This window comes from Lentzea rhizosphaerae, assembly GCF_042649515.1.
Classification (GTDB): domain Bacteria; phylum Actinomycetota; class Actinomycetes; order Mycobacteriales; family Pseudonocardiaceae; genus Lentzea; species Lentzea aerocolonigenes.
The window spans coordinates 1,155,169-1,173,042 of record NZ_JBHRZI010000011.1; the positions used below are offsets into that span (position 1 = coordinate 1,155,169).

Below are 17,874 nucleotides of genomic sequence, written 5' to 3' on the forward strand. Positions count from 1 at the left end.
GAAGGAAACGCGGGGCCCCCGCGTGTCGTCAGATCAGCCCGCGATCATGCGGCCCGACGACTTGAGGTGCTCGCACGCCTGGGCGATGCGGGCGGCCATGGCCTGCTCGGCTGCCTTGAGGTAGCTGCGCGGGTCGTAGGTCTTCTTGTTGCCGACCTCGCCGTCGATCTTCAGCACACCGTCGTAGTTCGAGAACATGTGCGCCGCGATCGGGCGGGTGAAGGCGTACTGCGTGTCCGTGTCGATGTTCATCTTGATGACGCCGTACGACACGGCCTCGTGGATCTCCTCCAGCAGCGAGCCGGAGCCGCCGTGGAAGACGAGGTCGAACGGCTTCGAGCCGGCGGGCAGGCCGAGCTTCTCCGCCGCCACGTCCTGGCCCTGCTTGAGGATCTCCGGGCGCAGCTTGACGTTGCCCGGCTTGTACACGCCGTGCACGTTGCCGAAGGTCGCGGCGAGCAGGTAGCGACCCTTTTCGCCGGCGCCGAGCGCGTCGACGGTCTTCAGGTAGTCCTCGGGCGTCGTGTAGAGCTTGTCGTTGATCTCGTTGTCGACGCCGTCCTCCTCGCCGCCCACGACACCGACCTCGATCTCGAGGACGATCTTCGCCTTGGCGGAGAGGTCGAGCAGCTCGCTCGCGATCTGGAGGTTCTCCTCCAGAGGCACGGCCGAGCCGTCCCACATGTGCGACTGGAAGAGCGGGTTGCCGCCCTTGTCCACCCGCTCCTGGCTGATCGCGATCAGCGGACGCACGTACCCGTCGAGCTTGTCCTTCGGGCAGTGGTCGGTGTGCAGCGCGATGTTCACCGGGTACTTCGCGGCAACGACGTGCGCGAACTCGGCGAGAGCGACAGCGCCGGTCACCATGTCCTTGACCTTGGTGCCCGAGGCGAACTCGGCACCACCGGTCGAGATCTGGATGATGCCGTCGCTCTCGGCCTCGGCGAATCCGCGCAGAGCCGCGTTGAGCGTCTCCGAAGACGTGACGTTGATCGCGGGGTAGGCGAACTCGTTCGCCTTGGCCCGGTCAAGCATCTCCGCATAGACCTCGGGAGTTGCGATGGGCATCGGTCGTCCTCCTCAGGTGCCCTGAACGCCGTATCAACCGCATCCTACGAGGGTGCGTCACGGGGCCAAACGCGGCGGCCGACCCAGCGGCATGAACGATCAAGTGCCAGCTGACCAGCCGGTCCGTGCTACCCGCCGGTAAGGGCATAGTGGTTGACATGGCAACCGCACAGTGGAACGGCAAGATCATCGCGTCGAGCGACGACACGGTGGTCGTCGAAGGCAACCACTACTTCCCGCTGGAGTCCGTGGACCAGGCCGTGCTGAAGGCGACCGACCACACCTCGTTCTGCCCGTGGAAGGGCACGGCGAACTACTACTCGTTGCAGGTCAACGGCTCCGAGAACGCCAACGCGGCGTGGTACTACGCCGAGCCGATGGAGGCCGCGGCGCAGATCAGGGGTCGCGTGGCGTTCTGGAAGGGCGTCGAGGTCACGCCTTGAGCCGCAGTGCCTCGGCGAGTTCGGCGTAGCGGCCGTTCAACGACTGGATCGCCACGTGGTCGGCGCCTGCGTCGACGTGCGCACGCAGCTTCGCGGCCACCTGCTCAGGGCTGCCGTGCGCCACCAGTGCGTCGATCAGCCGGTCCGAGCCGGGCGCGGCGACCTCGTCCGCGGTGAAACCCCAGCGCTGCCAGTTGTTCGTGTAGTTGGTGAGCGTGAAGTAGTACGCCAGTTGCTCGCGTGCGATCGCGCGGGCCGCCTCCGGGTCCTCCTCGACGACCACCGTGACCTCGGGCGCGAGGATCTTGTCGCCGAGCACCTCGCGTGCCTGTGCGGTGTGCTCGACCGGCACGAGGTACGGGTGCGCGCCCGCCGTCCGGTCGGCCGCGAGCTTCAGCACCTTCGGGCCGAGCGCGGCGAGCAGCAGCCGGTCGGCGGGCACGTCCAGCCGGTCCAGGTACGACACCAGCTTCGGGTACGGCTTCTCGTAGGCCTGGTCGATCTGCTTGTGGCCGACGCCGACGCCGAGCACCAGCCGGTCGCTGCCGATCCGCTGGAACGACCGGGAGACGTCCTCCGGTTCGGTCTGCCACACGTTGACGATTCCGGTCGCGATGGTCATCGACGTCGTGGCGCCCAGCAGCCGTTCCGGCAGCTCCAGGTCCGACTCCGGCGAACTGCCGAGCCAGAACGTGCCGTAGCCGAGCGACTCCAGCTCAGCGACCTCGCCGACCCGGTCCGCCCACTGGAACCGCGAACCCCAGACCCCGAACTTCCCCAACAACTCGCTCATGCTTTCCGGCAACACGGACTACTTTCGATTTATGCCGATCTTGAGCACCACCGACCTGAACGTTTCGCGTCTTTGCCTGGGCGGCAACGTCTTCGGCTGGACCGCCGACGAGACCCAGTCGTTCGCAGTGCTCGACGCCTACGTCGAAGCGGGCGGGAACTTCCTCGACACGGCCGACGTGTACTCGGCCTGGGCGGAGGGCAACTCCGGCGGTGAGTCGGAGACGATCATCGGCAAGTGGCTGGCCGGGCGCAGCGACCGCGACCAGATCGTGGTGGCGACGAAGGTCGGCATGCTCGCCGGCTTCAACAACCAGAAGCGCGACACCATCCTCACCAGCGCCGAACGTTCGCTGAAACGGCTCGGCGTCGACCACATCGACCTCTACTACAACCACCGCGACGACCCGAACACGCCGCTCGAGGAGACGCTGGCCGCCTACGACCAGCTCGTCCGCGACGGCAAGGTCCGGTACGTCGCGGCGTCCAACTTCTCCGCCGAACGGCTGGCGCGGGCGCTGGAGATCCAGGAGCGCGAGGGCTTCGCGAAGTTCGTGGCGTTGCAGCCCGAGTACAACCTCGTGAGCCGCGGCGGGTTCGAGGGCGACCTGCAGGACGTCGTCGCGAAGAACGACCTGGCGACCGTGCCGTACTACTCGCTGGCCAGGGGCTTCCTCACCGGCAAGTACCGGCCGGGCGTGCAGGTGCAGAGCCCTCGGGCGGGCGCGGCCTCGAAGCACCTCGACGAGCACGGTCTGCAGGTGCTGGAGGTGCTCGACGAACTGGCCGAGACGCACGAGACGACGGTCGCCGCCGTCGCCCTCGCCTGGCTCGCCCAGCAGCCGACGGTGGCCGCGCCGATCGCGTCCGCCCGCACGTTGGAGCAGCTCCAGGACCTCGTCCCGGTGCTCTCGCTCGACCTGTCACAGGCCGAGGTGGACCGCCTGAGCGCAATTTAACTTGCCAGTAGCTTACTCGGAGTAGGTTGCGTTACCGTGACGGCATGGACGTCACGGGCAAGGTGGTACTGATCACCGGCGCGGCCAGGGGCATCGGCGCCGAGGTGGCGAGGCAACTGGCCGCGCGCGGGGCTCGTCTCGCGCTCGTCGGGCTCGAGAAGGCCCAGCTCGAAGAGGTCGCCCGGCAGACCGGCGGCAAGGCGTGGGAAGCCGATGTCACGGACTGGGACGCCCTCGAGAAGGCGTTCCAGGAAGCCGCGGAGCACTTCGGCGGCATCGACGTCGTGGTGGCGAACGCGGGCATCGCCGCCACCGGTTTCGTGCGCTCGATGGACCCGAAGGCGTTCGAACGGGTCATCGAGGTCAACCTGCTCGGCGTGTGGCGCACGGTCCGCACGGCGCTGCCGCACCTGATCCGCAGCCGGGGTTACTGCCTGGTCGTGTCGTCGCTGGCGGCGATCGTGCACATCCCCGGCAACGCGGCCTACTCGGCGGCGAAGGCGGGCTGCGAGGCGTTCGCGGACAGCCTGCGCGCGGAGGTCAAGCACCTCGGCGTGGACGTCGGCACCGCCTACTTCTCGTGGATCTCCACGGACATGGTCAACAGCGCCGACCAGCACCCGGTCTTCGGCAAGCTGCGGCAGGGCATGCCGGGTGTCGCCGGCAAGAAGTACCCCGTCCGCAACGTCGGCAGGGCCGTGATCAGGGGCATCGAGAAACGTGCGAAGGCGGTCCACGTCCCCGGCTGGGTGGGCGCGCTGAAGTACTTCCGCGCGTTCACGCCGGTGGTCGTGGACCGCCAGGCGGTCGCCGAGGTGGCCGACGCCGATCGCCAGATGGCGGCCAGCGACACGTCAGGTCTGGTCGGGCCGGGCGGTCAAGCCGCTAGCCGCTGAGCACCTGCCGTTTTGGCGCGAAAAGCACGTTCGGGCCATCTAACGGCCCGAACGTGCTTTTCGCGCCAGAAAAGTATGTCCGGTATGTCTGGCTGGTGATATAGGCGCTAGCCGTTGAGCCAGGCGCCCAGCACGGGGGTCCACTCGCGGATCTTCCACTCGGTGACGACGTTGGCGGGCGTGTACGGGTCGGCGGCGATGAGTTCCTTCAGAGCCGCCTCGTCCGCGACCTCGTAGATGATCAACGCGCCGGTGTCGTCCGCGTACGGACCTGCGCCGAGGACCTCGCCCTTCTCCGCGAGAGAGGCGATGTGCTCGCGGTGTGCGGGGCGCACCCCGAGACGCTTCTCGGTATCGGGACCGAACACCAATTCGACTGCAAAGCGGGCCATGCGACCACCGTAGCGACGGTGACCGGTACCGTCCTACCTTGTGGTTGGCGAAGAAACCCCGCGCACCGTGCAGGACACCCTGACCAACCTGCGAATCAAGGACGGCGTCGCAGGACCTCCCACAGGGCCGCTCACGCTCGAAGACCTGTACAAGCAGCACCGCATGCGCCTCATCAGGCTCGCGCTGCTGCTCGTGGACGAGCCCGCGACCGCGGAGGACGTGGTGCAGGAGGCCTTCACCGGTCTCCACCGCAACTGGAAGGGCCTGCGAGACGCCCAGGCGGCCGTGGGCTACCTCCGCACGGCCGTGGTCAACGGCTCGCGCAGCGTGCTGCGCCGGCGCAAGACCGCCCGCGACTACACCCCGCCGCACGTGGCGAACGCGCGGTCGGCCGAGTCGCTCGCGATGCTGACCGCGGAGCACCAGGCCGTGGTCAAGGCGTTGCAGCAGCTGCCGCCGCGTCAGCGCGAGGTGCTCGTGCTGCGCTACTACGGCGACCTGTCGGAGGCCGAGATCGCCGAGGCCACCGGTATCTCGAAGGGCACCGTGAAGTCGACGGCGTCCCGGGCTCTCGACGCACTCCAGAAGATCATGGCCGGCTGAGGCGTCACGACGCTCACCACGGTGCCGCCCGCATCCTCGGAGGACGCGGGCGGCACCGTCATGCATCCACCCGACCGCGACAAGGCCTTGGCCGTTTTGCCCGGTGAGAGCGGTTTCACGTCGTGCGAACACGCCCCAATCCGGTACTTGGTATAGACCAATAGGGCTTCGATGCCGCAGGATCAGTCCTCGTGGCACGCAGACACGTGGTCGCCGTCGACATCGGTGGCACCGAAACCAAGGCGGCGCTGGTCGCCGGCAGCTCGGACGCGGTGGCGGCGGAGAAGCACGCGCGCCGGGCGACTCCCGGTGAGCTGGAACCCCTCCTCGCCGTGATCGCCGAGCTCGTCGGCGAGCTCGGGCAGGCCTGCGAGCACGAGATCGACGCCGTGGGGGTCGTGGCGCCGGGCATCGTGGACGAGGCCGCCGGCGTCGGCGTGTACACGACGAACCTGCCCTGGAGCCAGTTCCCGTTCAGCGCCGTCCTCACCGAACGGCTGGGCGTGCCGGTCGCGTTCGGTCACGACGTGCGCGCGGCCGGGCTGGCCGAGAGCCGCATGGGTGCCGCGAAGGACCTGAGCAACGCGGTGATCATGCCCATCGGCACCGGGATCGCCGGCGCGTTGCTGCTCGACGGGAAGATCTTCAGCGGCGACGGCTACGCGGGCGAGATCGGACATGTGAACGTCGGCCACGGCGTGCCCTGCGCGTGTGGCCAGATCGGCTGCGTGGAGACGGTGGCGTCCTCCGCGGCGATCGCCCGCCGGTACACCGCACGTACCGGCACCCCCGTCAACGGCGCCGCTGACGTCGCCGGTCGGGTGAAGAACGGGGAGCCCGACGCCCTCGCCGTGTGGCACGAGGCCGTGGACGCGCTCGCCAGGGGCATCCTGGTCCTGGCGACGCTGCTCGGCCCTCAAGCCGTGGTGCTCGGCGGCGGGCTCGCACTCGCAGGAGACCTGCTGGTGGACCCGTTGCGGAAAAAGCTGGACGGGCTGATCGCCTTCCAGCGCCGACCGGAGCTGCGGCTCGCGGCACTCGGCGACGAGGCGGGCTTCCTCGGCGCGGCGCTGCTGGCCATCGACATGCTGGAGGCGTCATGAGCACGTGGGGTGGACCTGTCCAGGTGACCCTGACCAACGGTCGGGTCGTCACGCCGGACGGGGTGCTCGAGAACGGGTGGGTCAGCGTCGCGGACGGCCGGATCGTCGCGGTCGGCGAGGGCCCGGCGCCCGACGGCCCGACGACCGACGCAGGCGGCGGCACGATCGTGCCGGGGTTCGTCGACATCCACTGCCACGGCGGCGGTGGTGACGCGTTCACCAGCAGCGACCCGGCCAAGGTTCGCAGGGCCGCCGCGGCCCACCGCAAGCACGGCACGACGACGCTGCTGGCGTCGCTGGTGTCACGTCCGGTGCCGGAGCTGGCCGACCAGGTGTCCGCGCTGGCCGAGCTGGTGCAGGAGGGCGTCGTCGCGGGCGTCCACCTGGAGGGCCCGTTCCTCAGCGCCGCCCGCTGCGGCGCGCACGACCCGGCGATCCTGTGCCCGCCGGAGCAGACGGCCGTGACGAAGCTGCTCGACGCGGGCAAGGGCACCGTCCGGATGATCACGATCGCCCCCGAGCTGGAGGGCGCGGTCCCTGCCGTGCGCCAGCTCGTGGACGCGGGCGTCATCGCCGCCATCGGCCACACCGACGCGACCGAGGCGCAGGTCCGCCCCGCCGTCGACGCCGGCGCGTCCGTGGCGACGCACCTGTTCAACGGCATGCGGCCGCTGCACCACCGCGAGCCCGGCCCGATCGGCGCGCTGCTGGACGACGAACGCGTGACCGTCGAGCTCATCTGCGACCTCGTGCACCTGCACCCGACCGCCGTCCGCCTGGCCGCCCGCCACGCGGGTCTGAAGCGCACGGTCCTGATCACCGACGCCATCGCGGCGGCCGGTGTCGGTGACGGCGTGTACGACGTCGGCGGGCTGGAGGTCCGGGTGGTCGACGGCGTGCCGACGCTGGCGGGCGGCGCTTCGCTCGCGGGCAGCACGCTGACGATGGACATGGCGTTCCGCAACGCCGTCAACTCCTGCGGGCTCTCGCTGGTGGAGGCGGCGTACGCGGCCTCGACCCGCGGCGCGGAGCTCCTCGGCCTCGACACCGGCAAGCTGCAGCCGGGCTGCGCGGCCGACATCGTCGTTCTCGATGCAGAATTGAAGCCGAGGGACGTGATGGTCAGGGGCGAGTGGGTCAAGGATTAGGTGGATGGCGGACGATCCGGAGCGACTGGTGACCGACGCGCTGCGAGCGCAGGCGACCAGCACGAATGCCGGATTTGCCGTACCTGTCCCAATTGCCGATGATGGCCCCGCGCACCTGCCGGTGTGGTGGGTGCTGGGCCTCGCGCTGCTGTTGGGCCTGGCAGCGGGCACGGTGGCCGCAGTGATCACGCTCAGCTGACCTGTACCGTTGTGGCCGTGACGATTGCATTGGGCCCTGACTGGCTGGATCCCGAAAAACTGCTGACGATGCTCGGCCCGTGGATGCTCGTCGGGCTGTGCTTGATCGTCTTCGCCGAGTGCGGGCTGCTCGTCGGGTTCTTCCTGCCGGGCGACTCGTTGCTGTTCACGGCGGGTCTCTTCGTCGCGGCAGGCCACATCTCGACGCCCCTCTGGGTCGTCTGCGTGTTGCTGACGGTGTGCGCGTTCATCGGCAACGTCGTCGGCTACTACATCGGCCGCAAGGCCGGTCCGGCGCTGTTCAACAAGCCGGAGTCGAAGATCTTCAAGAAGGAGTACGTCGACAAGACGCAGGAGTTCTTCGACAAGTACGGCCCGCGCGCCATCGTCCTCGCGCGGTTCGTGCCGATCGTCCGCACGTTCATCACGGCCATGGCGGGCGTCGGCAAGATGGACGCGAAGAAGTACTTCACCTACTCCGCGATCGGCGGTGTGGCGTGGGCCGCGGGTCTGACCGTGCTGGGCTACTTCCTCGGCCAGGTCGCCTTCATCAAGAACAACCTGGAGCTCACCCTCATCGGGATCGTGGCGCTCTCGTTCATCCCGATCATCATCGAGGTGATCAAGGCGCGCAAGGAGAAGAAGTCGCTGCTGCAAGAAGAGGCGGACGACATCACTCAGGTCATGCAGGCGCACGTCCAGGACGACTCGACGCAGGTCATCCCTCGCGTCGAGCGTTGAGCGACGCGAGCACGTAGCAGACCGGGTTGCTCAGCCGGATCACGCCGTCGGTGTCGCGATGGCGTTCCAGCTCCGCGCTGAGCGCCCGTTCCAACGCCTCGCGCGCGTCGGCGGGGACCATGTCCCAGAACAGCTTCAGCCCCTGCGTGCGGGTCCACCGCACGAACTCCTCGCTCGTCGCGGCCACCAGCGGGATGTCGTCCTCGACCACCAGTGGGTCGCCGAACCCGGCATCTCGCAGGTGGCCCGCCAGCGAGGTGGCCTCGTCCGCGGCGTCGAGCGCGTCGGCCGTCGACGTCGCGTCGTCCTCCACGGCCGCGAACTTCGCCATCTGCCGCTGGAAGAACGAGAGCGCGTTGTCGTCGGTCAGCTTTCCCGGCACGGCGAAGGCGACCCGGCCGTTCTCCTTCAGCAGCCGCGCGTAGTTCGCGAACGTGCCGGGGTGGTCGCCCACCAGCGCGATGCTCATGCTCGCGGTGATCACGTCGAAGCTCGCGGGCGGAAACCCCGGGTCCCTGCCGTCCATCACGACCGCCCCGGCCCCGGTGAGGCCGCGCCTGGCGATCTCGGCGCTCAGCTCGCGGATCATCCCCGGTGCGCGGTCGATGCCCACGACCTCTCCCGACGGTCCGGCCGCCTCGGCCGCGGCGAACAGCACGGCACCCCGGCCGCAGCCGACGTCCAGCACCCGCTCACCGGGCCGCACCGCGGCCTGTTCGACCAGCCGGCGGCCGAGCGGCGTGAAGAACTCCACCCCGGTGCTGTCGTACACGTCCGCGACGTCGTCGTAGACCTTCCACAGCTGGTCGTTCACGAGCTCTCCTGTCCGATCACCTGAGCCTGCTTCTTCTTGGTGCTGAGGAAGTGCAGCTGGAACGGCAGCCCGACCACGATCTGCGGCAACGCCTGCTGAGCGTGGAAGACCAACGCGAACGCGAACGCCGCGTCCTGGCCGACGCCGAGGAAACCCAGCGAGTAGAGCGCGCCGACCTCGAACGTGCCGAGGTGGCCCGGCGCGGCGGGCAGCGCGTTCGAGAAGTCGATGAAGAACACCACCAGCGCCGCGGCCAGCAACGACAACTCGATGTGCAACGCGTGCATCACCACGAACGCCGCCAACGCGTCGAGCGCCTCGCCGAGGAAGATCACGAACGTCGACAGCGAGAAGCTGCGGCGGTCCCGCAGGAAGTACATGCCGTCGACCACGCCGCGCAGGAACTTCGGCACCTTCTCCGGCTTGGCGCGGTAGGCCGCCCACACCAGCAGCACCAGCTGCACCGCCATCAGCGCGGTGATGCCCACGACGAACGCGGGCACCCAGCCGGGCAGCCCCGGCAGGAACAACGCCGACAACGCGATCACCGCGATGCACAGCGCGCCGATCGCCTTCTTCAGCACGATCAACGCCGTCGTGACCGTCGCCGGCACGTCCTCCCGCTTGAGCATCCACAACCGCAGCAGCTCACCGGCACGCGCCGGGCTGATCGACGACGCAGCCTGCGCCGCCAGCTCGTAGCGCAGCAGCGGGCCGAACCCGACCGGATGACGCGGCCCGAGCATCGCGGTCCAGCTGACCGCACGCACCAGCTGGGCGGCGAGGTTCAGCGCGACGGCCAGCGCCAGCAGCCACACGTCGGCGCGCTCGAAGGTGTCGCCCAGCTTCGCGAAGTCCAGCTCCCGCAACATCCACCACAACGCGACGACCGTGGAGACGATGCAGACCAGCCGGAACCAGAAAGCCAGGCGCCCCTTCGTGACCTCATTCATCCCAGCGGACCTCGACCGGCAACCGCTGGGACGCCTTGCTGTCCGGCCAGATCGCCCGTTCCGTCTCGTAGAACTTGATCAGGTCGGCGGTGCGGATGCCGACCTTCTCGCGGATCCTGCCGAGCGGCTCGTCGCGCAGTTCACGCCACGGCACCTCGTTGAGCGGCTTGATCCGCTGGTGCTTCGCGAACTCGACCGCCATGTCGAACAGCAACCTGTCGCCGGGCGAGAGCCGCCACGGGCCGCGGTAGAAGTTCTGCGCCGCGAACCCGAAGAGCTTCTGCTGCCAGCGCTGCAGGCGGCGAGCCGTTCCCATCGTCACGCCGAGCACGAACGCCTCGTCCTGGGACAGCGTCCCCCTGCCCAGCAGGATGTGGATGCAGTCGTGGCCGAACAGGTCGATCGCGCCGGGCAACGCCACGTGGCTCGCCGGGTTCTCCAGCAGCCGGACGTACCAGGGCACCACACCCGCGTCGTCGCCCGGCATCTTCGCGTACGCCTCGGCCAGCGTCGCGCTGTCGTCGAGACCGGGAACCCACTCCGACAACGAGATCTTGGTCGTCACGATCCGTTCCTCTCCGTCAGCACCAGTCCTCGGTTGCCGTCAACGGTCACGAGCTGACCGTCCTGAATCACCTTGGTCGCGTTGTTCGTGCCCATCACCGCTGGAATGCCGTACTCGCGGGCCACGATGGAGCCGTGCGACAGCGCACCGCCCGTGTCGGTGACGACCGCGCCCGCGATGCCGAGCAACGGTGACCACGCCGGCGTGATGTACGTGGCGATCAGCACGTCGCCGCTCTGCAGCTTGTCGAAGTCACGGGCCGATGCGATGCGCCTGGCCGGACCGGTGGCGAGGCCGGGGCTGACCGCGACGCCGCGCAGGCCCTCGACGTCCTCGCCGGAGTCGTCCCGGCCGAGGAACGCGATGGGGAGGAAGTCGATGCCGGCCACGTCGACACGCATCCCCTCCGGTACCCGTGCCGGAGGGATGAGCTGCTGTTGCCGTTCCCTGAGCTGCCTGCGGTCCTGCACCACCTCGGCGTGGGCGGTCGGCTGCTCGCCGCGTTCCAGGGCGGCGAGCGCGGCGGCGAGCTCGTCGCCGGTGAGGTAGAAGACGTCCTCGTCCACGCCGAGCGCACCGGCCACGACGAGCCGCCTGCCCAGTTCGACGTAACCACGCCGGATGAGCGGCCAGCCCAGCGTGAAGTAGTACAGCGCCTCGTCCCGGACCAGCGAGTAGCGGCGGTTCCAGTTCAGCAAGCGGCGCAACGCCGACAGTCGTGCCGGGGACGAGCTCAGGGAGGACTCGACGTCTTTCCACAGCGCGTCCCGCTTGTGCGCCAGGGACTTCAGCCGTTCACGCGGGTCCTGGCCGGAGCCGCCGCGGTAGTTCTCGAGCGTGGCGCGGAACGCCGCCGGGTCGTCAGCGGGCGTCGGTTCGACGAAGTCCAGCTGGTAGACCTGATGCCCGTGCTCGGCGAGGAAGCCGGCGAACCCCTCTTCCGGCTCGGCCGAACGGGCGAGGTCGTAGAGTGCCGCGTCGGTTTCGGCGGTCTTGGTCGGATATCCCTGCAGCAGCACCGCGAAGCCCTCGTCGCCCGCCGCCGGTCCGGCGAGCTTCGCGTACAGCTTGTGCAGCGCCCACTCGCCCCCGTTCCAGTACCAGGCGAGTCCCCCGAGCAACGCCCAGTACTTCGCGCTGAGCTCCTCGGCCTCGTCGATGACCCTGCGCAGCCCGCGAACGTCCAATCCGGACGGATCGATCTCGCGCAGCTCGCGGATCCGCCGAACGTGGCCGGGCAGGACGTCCCTGCGCCACTTCCGTTCCAGCCGGGCGAGGTGGAACCGGAAGAAGTGGAAGACCAGCTTCGCGGTCTTGACGGGGTACTTGTTCAGGGGACCGTCGAGCCGGATGTAGGCGAAGCCGTTGATCGTGCCCGCCATCGGGTCCGGCAGCACGGCGGCCGTGTCCGGGGTCGACCAGTTCTGCTTCCACCGGTCCACCAGCCGCGGGAAGAGCGTGGTGGCGAACAACGGCGACAGGGGTTCCGGCAGCCAGGAGTCGCAGATGCTGATGCGCGCCCACTCCGCGCCGTTGATCGGGCTGTCCCACTTGACCTCGGCCGGCACGGTGATGTCGCGGGTCAACGGCCGTGCCTGCAGGAACCGGATCTTGCCGTTGGTGATCGCCCACTCGACGTCCTGGCGCGCACCGAAGTGCCGCTCGATCGCGAGACCGAGCGCGGCGAGCTCCGCGGCCTGCTCCGGCGTGATCGACAACGCGGTCACCCGGTCCGGCGCGACGTCGACCGTCTCGACGCCGGCGGCGACCGGCACGATCATCTGCGCCTTGTTCCCGGGGAAGCTCTCCACCTCGTGGTCGTCGTCCCTGGACACGACGAACCGGTCGGGCGTCACCAGTCCGCTGACCACCGCCTCGCCGAGGCCCCAGCTCGACTCGATCACGACCTGGTCGGTCACGAACATGACGCCCGCCGCGTCGGCGGGCACCATCGCCTGCACGACCACCGCCATGCTCACGTCGGAATGCGGCACACCGACGCGCTCGCGGTACCGGATCGCGTGCGGCTCCCACATCGACGCCCAGCACTTCTTCAGCGCCACGATCAGTTCTTCGGCAGTGCGCACGCCGAGTTCGGTGTGGTACTGCCCGGCGAAACTGGTCTCCTCGGTGTCCTCGGACGTGCCCGACGACCGTGCCGCGACTCCGCCGCCGTCCGGGCACACCTCGTGAAAGGCCTTCTCCAGCAACGAAAACAGCGCGGCCGGCAGCTCGATCGACTCGATGGCCTCCCGCACGGCACTGCCCTCAAGGGGATCCGTGCCCGTCAACGGCGCGACCACCGGCTTGACCAGGCGGTCGTACACCGAGGTGGGCACGCAGAACCCCGCGGGCACGTCGACGCCGGCCGAGATCAGCTCACCGAGATTGGCGGCCTTGGCCCCCACTTCCGCCACGTCGCCCGCCGTGAGCTCCGGCAGCCGAACGATGTCACGCATCCTCTGTCACCTTGTCCACCCAGTGCTGGTAGTACTTGCGGAAGCCCCGCATGCCGCGGTCGCCGTCGACGTAGATGCCGTGCCGGTCGCCGGGCTCGATGGTGTTGAAGATCGGAATGTCCTGGTTGGACGTGAAGGTGACCTCGGGCCGGTGGATCAGGTACTTCCTCAGGTCGCCGAGGAACCGGCCGGTGGGCGCGATCGCCACCGCGATGTGCTGGACCGTCCTGTTCGGACCGATCGGCGTGGTCGCCAGCAGCAGCTTGTACTGCGGGACGCCGTCGGCGAGGTAGGTGATCCGCTGCCCGGACGGCCAGCCGTCCACTCGCAGCACGAACCTCTTGGCGTTCGTGCCGAGCAGCTTCGTGACCCTTCCGAGGTTGCCCGCGTACGACGGCCAGCTGAGCTCCGCGCCGAACCAGGGGTCGGTCTCGATCCGGGGACCGTTGCCCGGCAGCTCCGCCGGATCGTCCACCAGCCGCATCGTGCACGCGCCGGAGACGTCGAGCCCGTGCAGCTCCACCAGGTGGTCCGGGTCGTAGGTGTTCTCCATGATGCGCCGGGGCGTCGCACCGGTCATGTCCGCGAACCGGAAGCCGAGCGGGAAGTGGAGATCGCGTTGCAGCTCGGGGAACTCGGGCAGCCCGAACATCGGTTCGCGGCTGCCGTACCAGGCCCAGACGTAACCGAAGCGCTCAGCGGTCGGGTACGTGCGCAGCCGGGCACCGCGCGGGATGCGGTCGAGCCCCGGCACCGCGGTGCACGCGCCGTCGCCGTCGAAACGCCAGTGGTGGAACGCGCAACGCAGCTCGCCGTCGACGACCTTGCCGTCCGCCAGACTCGCACCCATGTGCGGACACGCGCGGTCGGCGATCACCGGCCTGCCCGAGCGGTTCCGCCACGCCACCAACGACCTGCCGAACAATGTGATCGCTTTGGGGCGGGACTTCAACTTCGCCGACGGAAGTGCGACGTACCAGCTCGCCGCGAGGTTGAAAGCAGTCCCTGCTCGTTCATTCACAACACTGGATCGAGAGTTCATCCCCAGCTCCCCCATATCGGTGACGATACCACCGTCCGCAGTCGTTCGGGTGCGTTCCGCATTCGTCCCGGCGATTTCTGCTAGGCTGCGTGCGGGCGGCGAAGCGCATCTTCCGCACCGCCATCCGCGAAAGCCGCCCGCTCGGCGTCAATCCCTCAGATCGGTGACAAGGCGAGAGCACCGACTGTTTCCACAATGGACTCCAATCGAAAGGACCTGCTCGAATGACGAACGAGACGTGGAGCGCCGACACGCCGGGGGTCCTGCGTCTGCCCTCGGGGCGGCTCATCCGCGGCCGTGGCCTGCGAAACCCTCTTCCCGCAGGTCAGAAGCCCGAGTTCGGGGTATACCTGCAGGGCAAGGAACCCGCTCCGGTGGAGTGGGAGAGCAAGTGGGTCAAGTGGACGGACTTCTGGCTGCCCGCCGACCGCGTGGCATTCGTCGAGACGCTGCGCGAATTGCTCAAGCGCGCCGAGACCGAACGAGTCGAGATCGCCTGCAGCGGTGGTTACGGCCGGACCGGAACTGCAATGTCGTGCCTCGTCACGCTGGACGGCATTCCGAATACCGAAGCCGTCGCGTACGTGCGCGAGAACTACAACAAGCGCGCCGTCGAGACGCCGTGGCAGAAACGATTTGTCCGCCGTTTCTCCAGCTGAGCCGGTCCTGGGTGCCGGGAATTTCCCGTCCGATGTCCACAAGGGACGATCGGACGGGAAAGCACCTATCGTGCACCTGCCTTGTCCGCGGTGAGCACCACGAAGCCCGCTCCCGGCAGGTCGGCGAACTTCTCCATCCCGTCGACGAGCCCGGCGACCTCGGTGCCGTAGTCGCCCAGCTCGGCGAGCCGTTCGGTGTTCGCCCCGATCCACGAGGTCATCAGCTTCAACGTCGGCGGCATGACCTCGCGGTAGACGTCCTCCAGCCGGTTCAGCTGAAGGCCGGCGTCGGCGAACATCCTCGGGTACTCGTCCACGAACGGCTGCTCGGGCAGGTTGTACATCTCGTAGAGCTCGCGCAGGAACGCGAGGTGTTCCTCGTCGTTCACCCTGTGCAGCATCGGCTGGGCGCAGACGAACCGCCCTCCTGGACGCAGAATCCCCGTGATCGACCGGAGCACGTGTCGCTGGTCTGGCATGTGCTCCAGCGACTCGATGGCGAGCACCGCGTCGAAGGACTCGGCGTCGAACTCCATCTTCATCGCGTCGACCAGCTCGAACCGCACCCGGTCCGCGAGACCGGCGGCCTCCGCACGCGCCTGCGCGATCTCCAGCTGCTCGTTGCTGATGGTGATGCCGACGACCTCGACGTGCGCGGACTCGGCCAGCCGGACCGCCGGCGCTCCGGTGCCGCACCCGAGGTCGAGCACGCGCTGCCCCGGCGTGACGGCCAGCCGTTCGATCACCAGGTCGGTCATCGCGTCGGCCGCGTCCCGCATCGTGACGCCGTCGTGCGCACCACCGCGGAAGTAGCCGAAGTGGTGGCTGTCGCCGAGCATGTCCTTGGACAACGCGGCGATCTTGTCGTACATCTCGCCGATGCCTTCCGGCTTCGGCTCGAAGGTCTCGCTCATGCTCGTTTCCCCGATCGGACCGCGGCCCGGTCGACCCAGGTCGCGTACTGCTTGCGGAACCGCAGCACGGCCTGGTCGTACCGAACCGGAACAGAAGTGCTGGTGTCACTGGCGTTGCGGTAGATCACGAGGTCTTCTCTGGTGCCCCACCAGTGATGTGCTCGATAGGCCGCGAGGGTCAGCGCGTCTCGGGCCGGGTTGCCGGTGCGGCGCACCAGCGACCAGCCCTGCATGATCGTCCTGCCCTCGGCGATCGGTGTGATGCCGAGCAGTTCCTTGACGACCACCTCGCCGTTGAGCAGGAACGTCAGTCGTTGCCCCGCAGGCCATCCGTCGACCAGCAGGTCGAAGCGCTCGGTGCGGATGCCCATCGCCTTGATCGCGGGCGGCAGCTCCAGTCCCCGGAACTCCAGGCGGGCACCGATCCACGCGTCCGCCCTGATCGGCGGCCCGTTCTCCGCCGCGTCCTCCTGGTCGGACAGCACGATCGTCTGCAACGGCTCGCTCGACTGCACGCCGTGCAACGCCATGAAGTGGTAGTGGTCCAACGCGTTCTCGAGAATCCGGCGCGGTGACGCCGAGGTGGTGTGCGTGAACCGGTAGCCCAGGTACCGGTGCCGGTCGGCGTCCAACGCCGGCACCTCCGGCAACGGGTACGCGGGTTCGCCGTCGCCGTACCAGATCCAGACGTAGCCGTACCGTTCCTCGATCGGGTAGGCCCTCGGCTTCATGCCGCGGGGCAGTCCTTCGACACCCGGCACGTCGACGCACCTGCCGGAGGCGTCGAACTTCCAGTGGTGGAACGCGCAGCGCAGCCGGCCGTCGACCACCTTGCCGATCGCGAGGCTCGCCCCGAGGTGCGGGCAGTGCCTCGGCATGATCGACGCGCGGCCGGCGCCGTCGCGCCACGCGACCAGCTGACGGCCGAAGAGGTCGAGTTCCTGGGGCTTGCGGCCGATCTTCGACGACGGCAGCGCGATGTACCAGCCCTCCGCGAGATGCGATTTCACGCGCGGCCCCGGACCTGCTCGGGGACCTGCTGGTGCACCACGTCGACCCACTGCTGGTAGTACTTGCGAAAGCGCAGCACCCCGTTGTCGAGCGGCGTGCGCAACGTGCCCTCGTCCGCCTCGGTGGTGTCGTAGATCGGGATGTCCTGCGCCGTACCCGCACGGCTCTGGCCGTAGAGCATGATCAGGTTGAACAACGTGCGCAGGCCCGCGCCGGTGCGCCGGGCTCCAGCCCAGCCGACCTGGGTCGTGACGCGGTCGGCGGTGGGCACGATCGCCAGCAGCACCTTGAAGAACTCCTTGCCGTCCACGTAGCCCGTGAAGCGCTGCCCGCCGGGCCAGCCGTCGACCAGCAGCTGGAAGTTGCTGCCCGCGGCGAACGTCGCGGCCTTCGCCATCAGCCAGCGGCCGGGGTCCTTCACCGGATGACCTGGTGTGGCCACGCCCTCGAACCAGGCGCCGAGCCAGGCGGCGGTGTCGATCGGCGATCCGTTGTCACTCGCCTCCGACTGGTCCTTGAGCACCCGGAAGTCGGTGCGGTCGAGCGAAAGCCCGTGCAGCGTCTGGAAGTGGTAGAAGTCGAACGCGTTCTCCAGCAGCTGCCTGGAGGTGCCGGTGGTGTGGTCGGTGTACCGGAAACCGACGTACTGGTCCCGGTGTTCGTCCAACGCCGGGAAGTCGGGCAGGTCGAACAGCGGTTCCGGTGAGCCGTACCAGACCCAGACGTAGCCGTACCGCTCCATCGTCGGGTACGTCGAGACCCTTGCGGTGGCGGGAATCCGCGTGGAGCCGGGGATCTGCACGCAGGCACCGGAGCCGTCGAACAGCCAGCCGTGGAACGGGCAGCGCAGTTCTCCGTTCGTCACCTTGCCGAGCGCGAGGCTCGCGCCCTGGTGCGGGCAGTACCGCGGGGCGAGAACAGGCCTGCCCCGCGCGTCCCGCCACGCCACCAGGTCCCGGCCGAAGAGCTGCACCGCGACCGGACGGCGGCCGAGCTGCGCCGACGAGAGGCCGACGTACCAGCTCGCGGCCAGGTCGAGCGGAACGGGATCGACGGTCCGCACGGGCTCGGACAGCCGTCGTCGAGCTTGATCAGTCATCAGTCGGCTACCTG

Annotated in this window: 20 protein-coding genes; 9 read left to right on the forward strand and 11 right to left on the reverse strand. The window is 68.8% G+C overall.

Annotated features, from left to right (window positions below; genetic code table 11):
* Window positions 1–33: 33 nt before the first annotated feature.
* Complete coding sequence (gene fbaA, locus ACFOWZ_RS13255) at window positions 34–1,068, reverse strand: class II fructose-bisphosphate aldolase (protein WP_382372161.1); 1,035 nt, start codon at window positions 1,066–1,068, stop codon at window positions 34–36.
* 158 nt (window positions 1,069–1,226) lie between these two features.
* Between fbaA and ACFOWZ_RS13260 the strand changes: the two genes are divergently transcribed.
* Window positions 1,227–1,511, forward strand: a complete 285-nt coding sequence (locus tag ACFOWZ_RS13260; RefSeq protein WP_382372162.1) for a DUF427 domain-containing protein — start codon at window positions 1,227–1,229, stop codon at window positions 1,509–1,511.
* Here ACFOWZ_RS13260 and ACFOWZ_RS13265 read toward each other — a convergent pair.
* A complete protein-coding gene (locus tag ACFOWZ_RS13265) occupies window positions 1,501–2,304 on the reverse strand; it encodes an LLM class F420-dependent oxidoreductase (protein ID WP_382372163.1) in 804 nt (267 codons plus the stop codon). The genes ACFOWZ_RS13260 and ACFOWZ_RS13265 overlap by 11 nt on opposite strands.
* 31 nt (window positions 2,305–2,335) lie before the next feature.
* Between ACFOWZ_RS13265 and ACFOWZ_RS13270 the strand changes: the two genes are divergently transcribed.
* Entirely contained in the window at window positions 2,336–3,262 is a 927-nt protein-coding gene (locus tag ACFOWZ_RS13270; protein WP_382372164.1) for an aldo/keto reductase, read from the forward strand.
* A 44-nt stretch (window positions 3,263–3,306) separates the two neighbouring features.
* The gene (locus tag ACFOWZ_RS13275; protein ID WP_382372165.1) at window positions 3,307–4,158 is read left to right on the forward strand and encodes an SDR family oxidoreductase; all 852 of its coding nucleotides are present in this window, start codon (window positions 3,307–3,309) and stop codon (window positions 4,156–4,158) included.
* Window positions 4,159–4,265: 107 nt separating this feature from the next.
* Here the strand turns inward: ACFOWZ_RS13275 and ACFOWZ_RS13280 are convergent, their stop codons facing one another.
* Window positions 4,266–4,550 (reverse strand): YciI family protein, encoded by a 285-nt coding sequence (locus ACFOWZ_RS13280; RefSeq protein ID WP_382372166.1) that lies wholly within the window; start codon window positions 4,548–4,550, stop codon window positions 4,266–4,268.
* 40 nt (window positions 4,551–4,590) lie between these two features.
* On the opposite strand from ACFOWZ_RS13280, the gene ACFOWZ_RS13285 reads away from it, so the two are divergent.
* The 5 genes from ACFOWZ_RS13285 to ACFOWZ_RS13305 all read left to right on the forward strand — a co-directional run bounded on the left by ACFOWZ_RS13285 (window position 4,591) and on the right by ACFOWZ_RS13305 (window position 8,344).
* Complete coding sequence (locus ACFOWZ_RS13285) at window positions 4,591–5,154, forward strand: SigE family RNA polymerase sigma factor (RefSeq protein WP_030465839.1); 564 nt, start codon at window positions 4,591–4,593, stop codon at window positions 5,152–5,154.
* Window positions 5,155–5,345: 191 nt separating this feature from the next.
* The gene (locus ACFOWZ_RS13290; protein WP_382372167.1) at window positions 5,346–6,257 is read left to right on the forward strand and encodes an ROK family protein; all 912 of its coding nucleotides are present in this window, start codon (window positions 5,346–5,348) and stop codon (window positions 6,255–6,257) included.
* Entirely contained in the window at window positions 6,254–7,405 is a 1,152-nt protein-coding gene (gene nagA / locus ACFOWZ_RS13295) for an N-acetylglucosamine-6-phosphate deacetylase (RefSeq protein ID WP_382372168.1), read from the forward strand. Before ACFOWZ_RS13290 ends, nagA begins: the two co-directional genes overlap by 4 nt.
* Window positions 7,406–7,409: 4 nt before the next feature.
* On the forward strand, window positions 7,410–7,604 hold the full coding sequence (locus ACFOWZ_RS13300) for a hypothetical protein (RefSeq protein WP_382372169.1): 195 nt from the start codon (window positions 7,410–7,412) through the stop codon (window positions 7,602–7,604).
* Window positions 7,605–7,672: 68 nt separating this feature from the next.
* On the forward strand, window positions 7,673–8,344 hold the full coding sequence (locus ACFOWZ_RS13305) for a DedA family protein (RefSeq protein ID WP_382372678.1): 672 nt from the start codon (window positions 7,673–7,675) through the stop codon (window positions 8,342–8,344).
* Here the strand turns inward: ACFOWZ_RS13305 and ACFOWZ_RS13310 are convergent.
* The 5 genes from ACFOWZ_RS13310 to ACFOWZ_RS13330 are packed head-to-tail and all read right to left on the reverse strand — an operon-like array spanning window position 8,322 to window position 14,156.
* Window positions 8,322–9,158, reverse strand: coding sequence for a class I SAM-dependent methyltransferase (locus tag ACFOWZ_RS13310; RefSeq protein WP_382372170.1), 837 nt, complete (start codon window positions 9,156–9,158; stop codon window positions 8,322–8,324). The two genes, ACFOWZ_RS13305 and ACFOWZ_RS13310, sit on opposite strands and share 23 nt — an antisense overlap.
* Window positions 9,155–10,111 (reverse strand): lysylphosphatidylglycerol synthase transmembrane domain-containing protein, encoded by a 957-nt coding sequence (locus ACFOWZ_RS13315; protein ID WP_382372171.1) that lies wholly within the window; start codon window positions 10,109–10,111, stop codon window positions 9,155–9,157. The genes ACFOWZ_RS13310 and ACFOWZ_RS13315 overlap by 4 nt, the downstream gene beginning before the upstream one ends.
* Window positions 10,104–10,676: a hypothetical protein gene (locus ACFOWZ_RS13320; RefSeq protein ID WP_382372172.1), complete on the reverse strand. Its 573-nt coding sequence runs from the start codon at window positions 10,674–10,676 to the stop codon at window positions 10,104–10,106. Before ACFOWZ_RS13320 ends, ACFOWZ_RS13315 begins: the two co-directional genes overlap by 8 nt.
* Window positions 10,673–13,135, reverse strand: a complete 2,463-nt coding sequence (locus tag ACFOWZ_RS13325) for a PEP/pyruvate-binding domain-containing protein (protein ID WP_382372173.1) — start codon at window positions 13,133–13,135, stop codon at window positions 10,673–10,675. Before ACFOWZ_RS13325 ends, ACFOWZ_RS13320 begins: the two co-directional genes overlap by 4 nt.
* Window positions 13,128–14,156, reverse strand: a complete 1,029-nt coding sequence (locus ACFOWZ_RS13330; protein ID WP_382372174.1) for a Rieske 2Fe-2S domain-containing protein — start codon at window positions 14,154–14,156, stop codon at window positions 13,128–13,130. The genes ACFOWZ_RS13325 and ACFOWZ_RS13330 overlap by 8 nt, the downstream gene beginning before the upstream one ends.
* Window positions 14,157–14,401: 245 nt before the next feature.
* Between ACFOWZ_RS13330 and ACFOWZ_RS13335 the strand changes: the two genes are divergently transcribed.
* A complete protein-coding gene (locus ACFOWZ_RS13335; protein ID WP_382372175.1) occupies window positions 14,402–14,836 on the forward strand; it encodes a protein-tyrosine phosphatase family protein in 435 nt (144 codons plus the stop codon).
* A gap of 65 nt (window positions 14,837–14,901) precedes the next feature.
* On the opposite strand, the gene ACFOWZ_RS13340 is transcribed toward ACFOWZ_RS13335, so the two are convergent.
* The 3 genes from ACFOWZ_RS13340 to ACFOWZ_RS13350 are packed head-to-tail and all read right to left on the reverse strand — an operon-like array spanning window position 14,902 to window position 17,860.
* On the reverse strand, window positions 14,902–15,750 hold the full coding sequence (locus tag ACFOWZ_RS13340) for an SAM-dependent methyltransferase (RefSeq protein ID WP_382372176.1): 849 nt from the start codon (window positions 15,748–15,750) through the stop codon (window positions 14,902–14,904).
* Window positions 15,747–16,760 carry a Rieske 2Fe-2S domain-containing protein gene (locus ACFOWZ_RS13345; RefSeq protein WP_382372177.1) on the reverse strand — a complete coding sequence of 338 codons (1,014 nt, stop codon included), beginning with the start codon at window positions 16,758–16,760 and terminating at the stop codon, window positions 15,747–15,749. Before ACFOWZ_RS13345 ends, ACFOWZ_RS13340 begins: the two co-directional genes overlap by 4 nt.
* Entirely contained in the window at window positions 16,757–17,860 is a 1,104-nt protein-coding gene (locus ACFOWZ_RS13350) for a Rieske 2Fe-2S domain-containing protein (RefSeq protein WP_382372178.1), read from the reverse strand. The genes ACFOWZ_RS13345 and ACFOWZ_RS13350 overlap by 4 nt, the downstream gene beginning before the upstream one ends.
* Between the last annotated feature and the right edge of the window lie 14 nt (window positions 17,861–17,874).

What these genes read in the sequence shown, in the direction of transcription:
- ACFOWZ_RS13300 (WP_382372169.1), top strand. Translation starts at nt 7,410, where the DNA reads ATGGCGGACGATCCGGAGCGACTGGTGACCGACGCGCTGCGAGCGCAG.
- nagA (WP_382372168.1), top strand. Translation starts at nt 6,254, where the DNA reads ATGAGCACGTGGGGTGGACCTGTCCAGGTGACCCTGACCAACGGTCGG.
- ACFOWZ_RS13315 (WP_382372171.1), bottom strand. Translation starts at nt 10,111, where the DNA reads ATGAATGAGGTCACGAAGGGGCGCCTGGCTTTCTGGTTCCGGCTGGTC.
- ACFOWZ_RS13265 (WP_382372163.1), bottom strand. Translation starts at nt 2,304, where the DNA reads ATGAGCGAGTTGTTGGGGAAGTTCGGGGTCTGGGGTTCGCGGTTCCAG.
- ACFOWZ_RS13275 (WP_382372165.1), top strand. Translation starts at nt 3,307, where the DNA reads ATGGACGTCACGGGCAAGGTGGTACTGATCACCGGCGCGGCCAGGGGC.
- ACFOWZ_RS13350 (WP_382372178.1), bottom strand. Translation starts at nt 17,860, where the DNA reads ATGACTGATCAAGCTCGACGACGGCTGTCCGAGCCCGTGCGGACCGTC.
- ACFOWZ_RS13340 (WP_382372176.1), bottom strand. Translation starts at nt 15,750, where the DNA reads ATGAGCGAGACCTTCGAGCCGAAGCCGGAAGGCATCGGCGAGATGTAC.
- ACFOWZ_RS13325 (WP_382372173.1), bottom strand. Translation starts at nt 13,135, where the DNA reads ATGCGTGACATCGTTCGGCTGCCGGAGCTCACGGCGGGCGACGTGGCG.
- ACFOWZ_RS13335 (WP_382372175.1), top strand. Translation starts at nt 14,402, where the DNA reads ATGACGAACGAGACGTGGAGCGCCGACACGCCGGGGGTCCTGCGTCTG.
- ACFOWZ_RS13280 (WP_382372166.1), bottom strand. Translation starts at nt 4,550, where the DNA reads ATGGCCCGCTTTGCAGTCGAATTGGTGTTCGGTCCCGATACCGAGAAG.
- fbaA (WP_382372161.1), bottom strand. Translation starts at nt 1,068, where the DNA reads ATGCCCATCGCAACTCCCGAGGTCTATGCGGAGATGCTTGACCGGGCC.
- ACFOWZ_RS13260 (WP_382372162.1), top strand. Translation starts at nt 1,227, where the DNA reads ATGGCAACCGCACAGTGGAACGGCAAGATCATCGCGTCGAGCGACGAC.
- ACFOWZ_RS13270 (WP_382372164.1), top strand. Translation starts at nt 2,336, where the DNA reads ATGCCGATCTTGAGCACCACCGACCTGAACGTTTCGCGTCTTTGCCTG.
- ACFOWZ_RS13305 (WP_382372678.1), top strand. Translation starts at nt 7,673, where the DNA reads ATGCTCGGCCCGTGGATGCTCGTCGGGCTGTGCTTGATCGTCTTCGCC.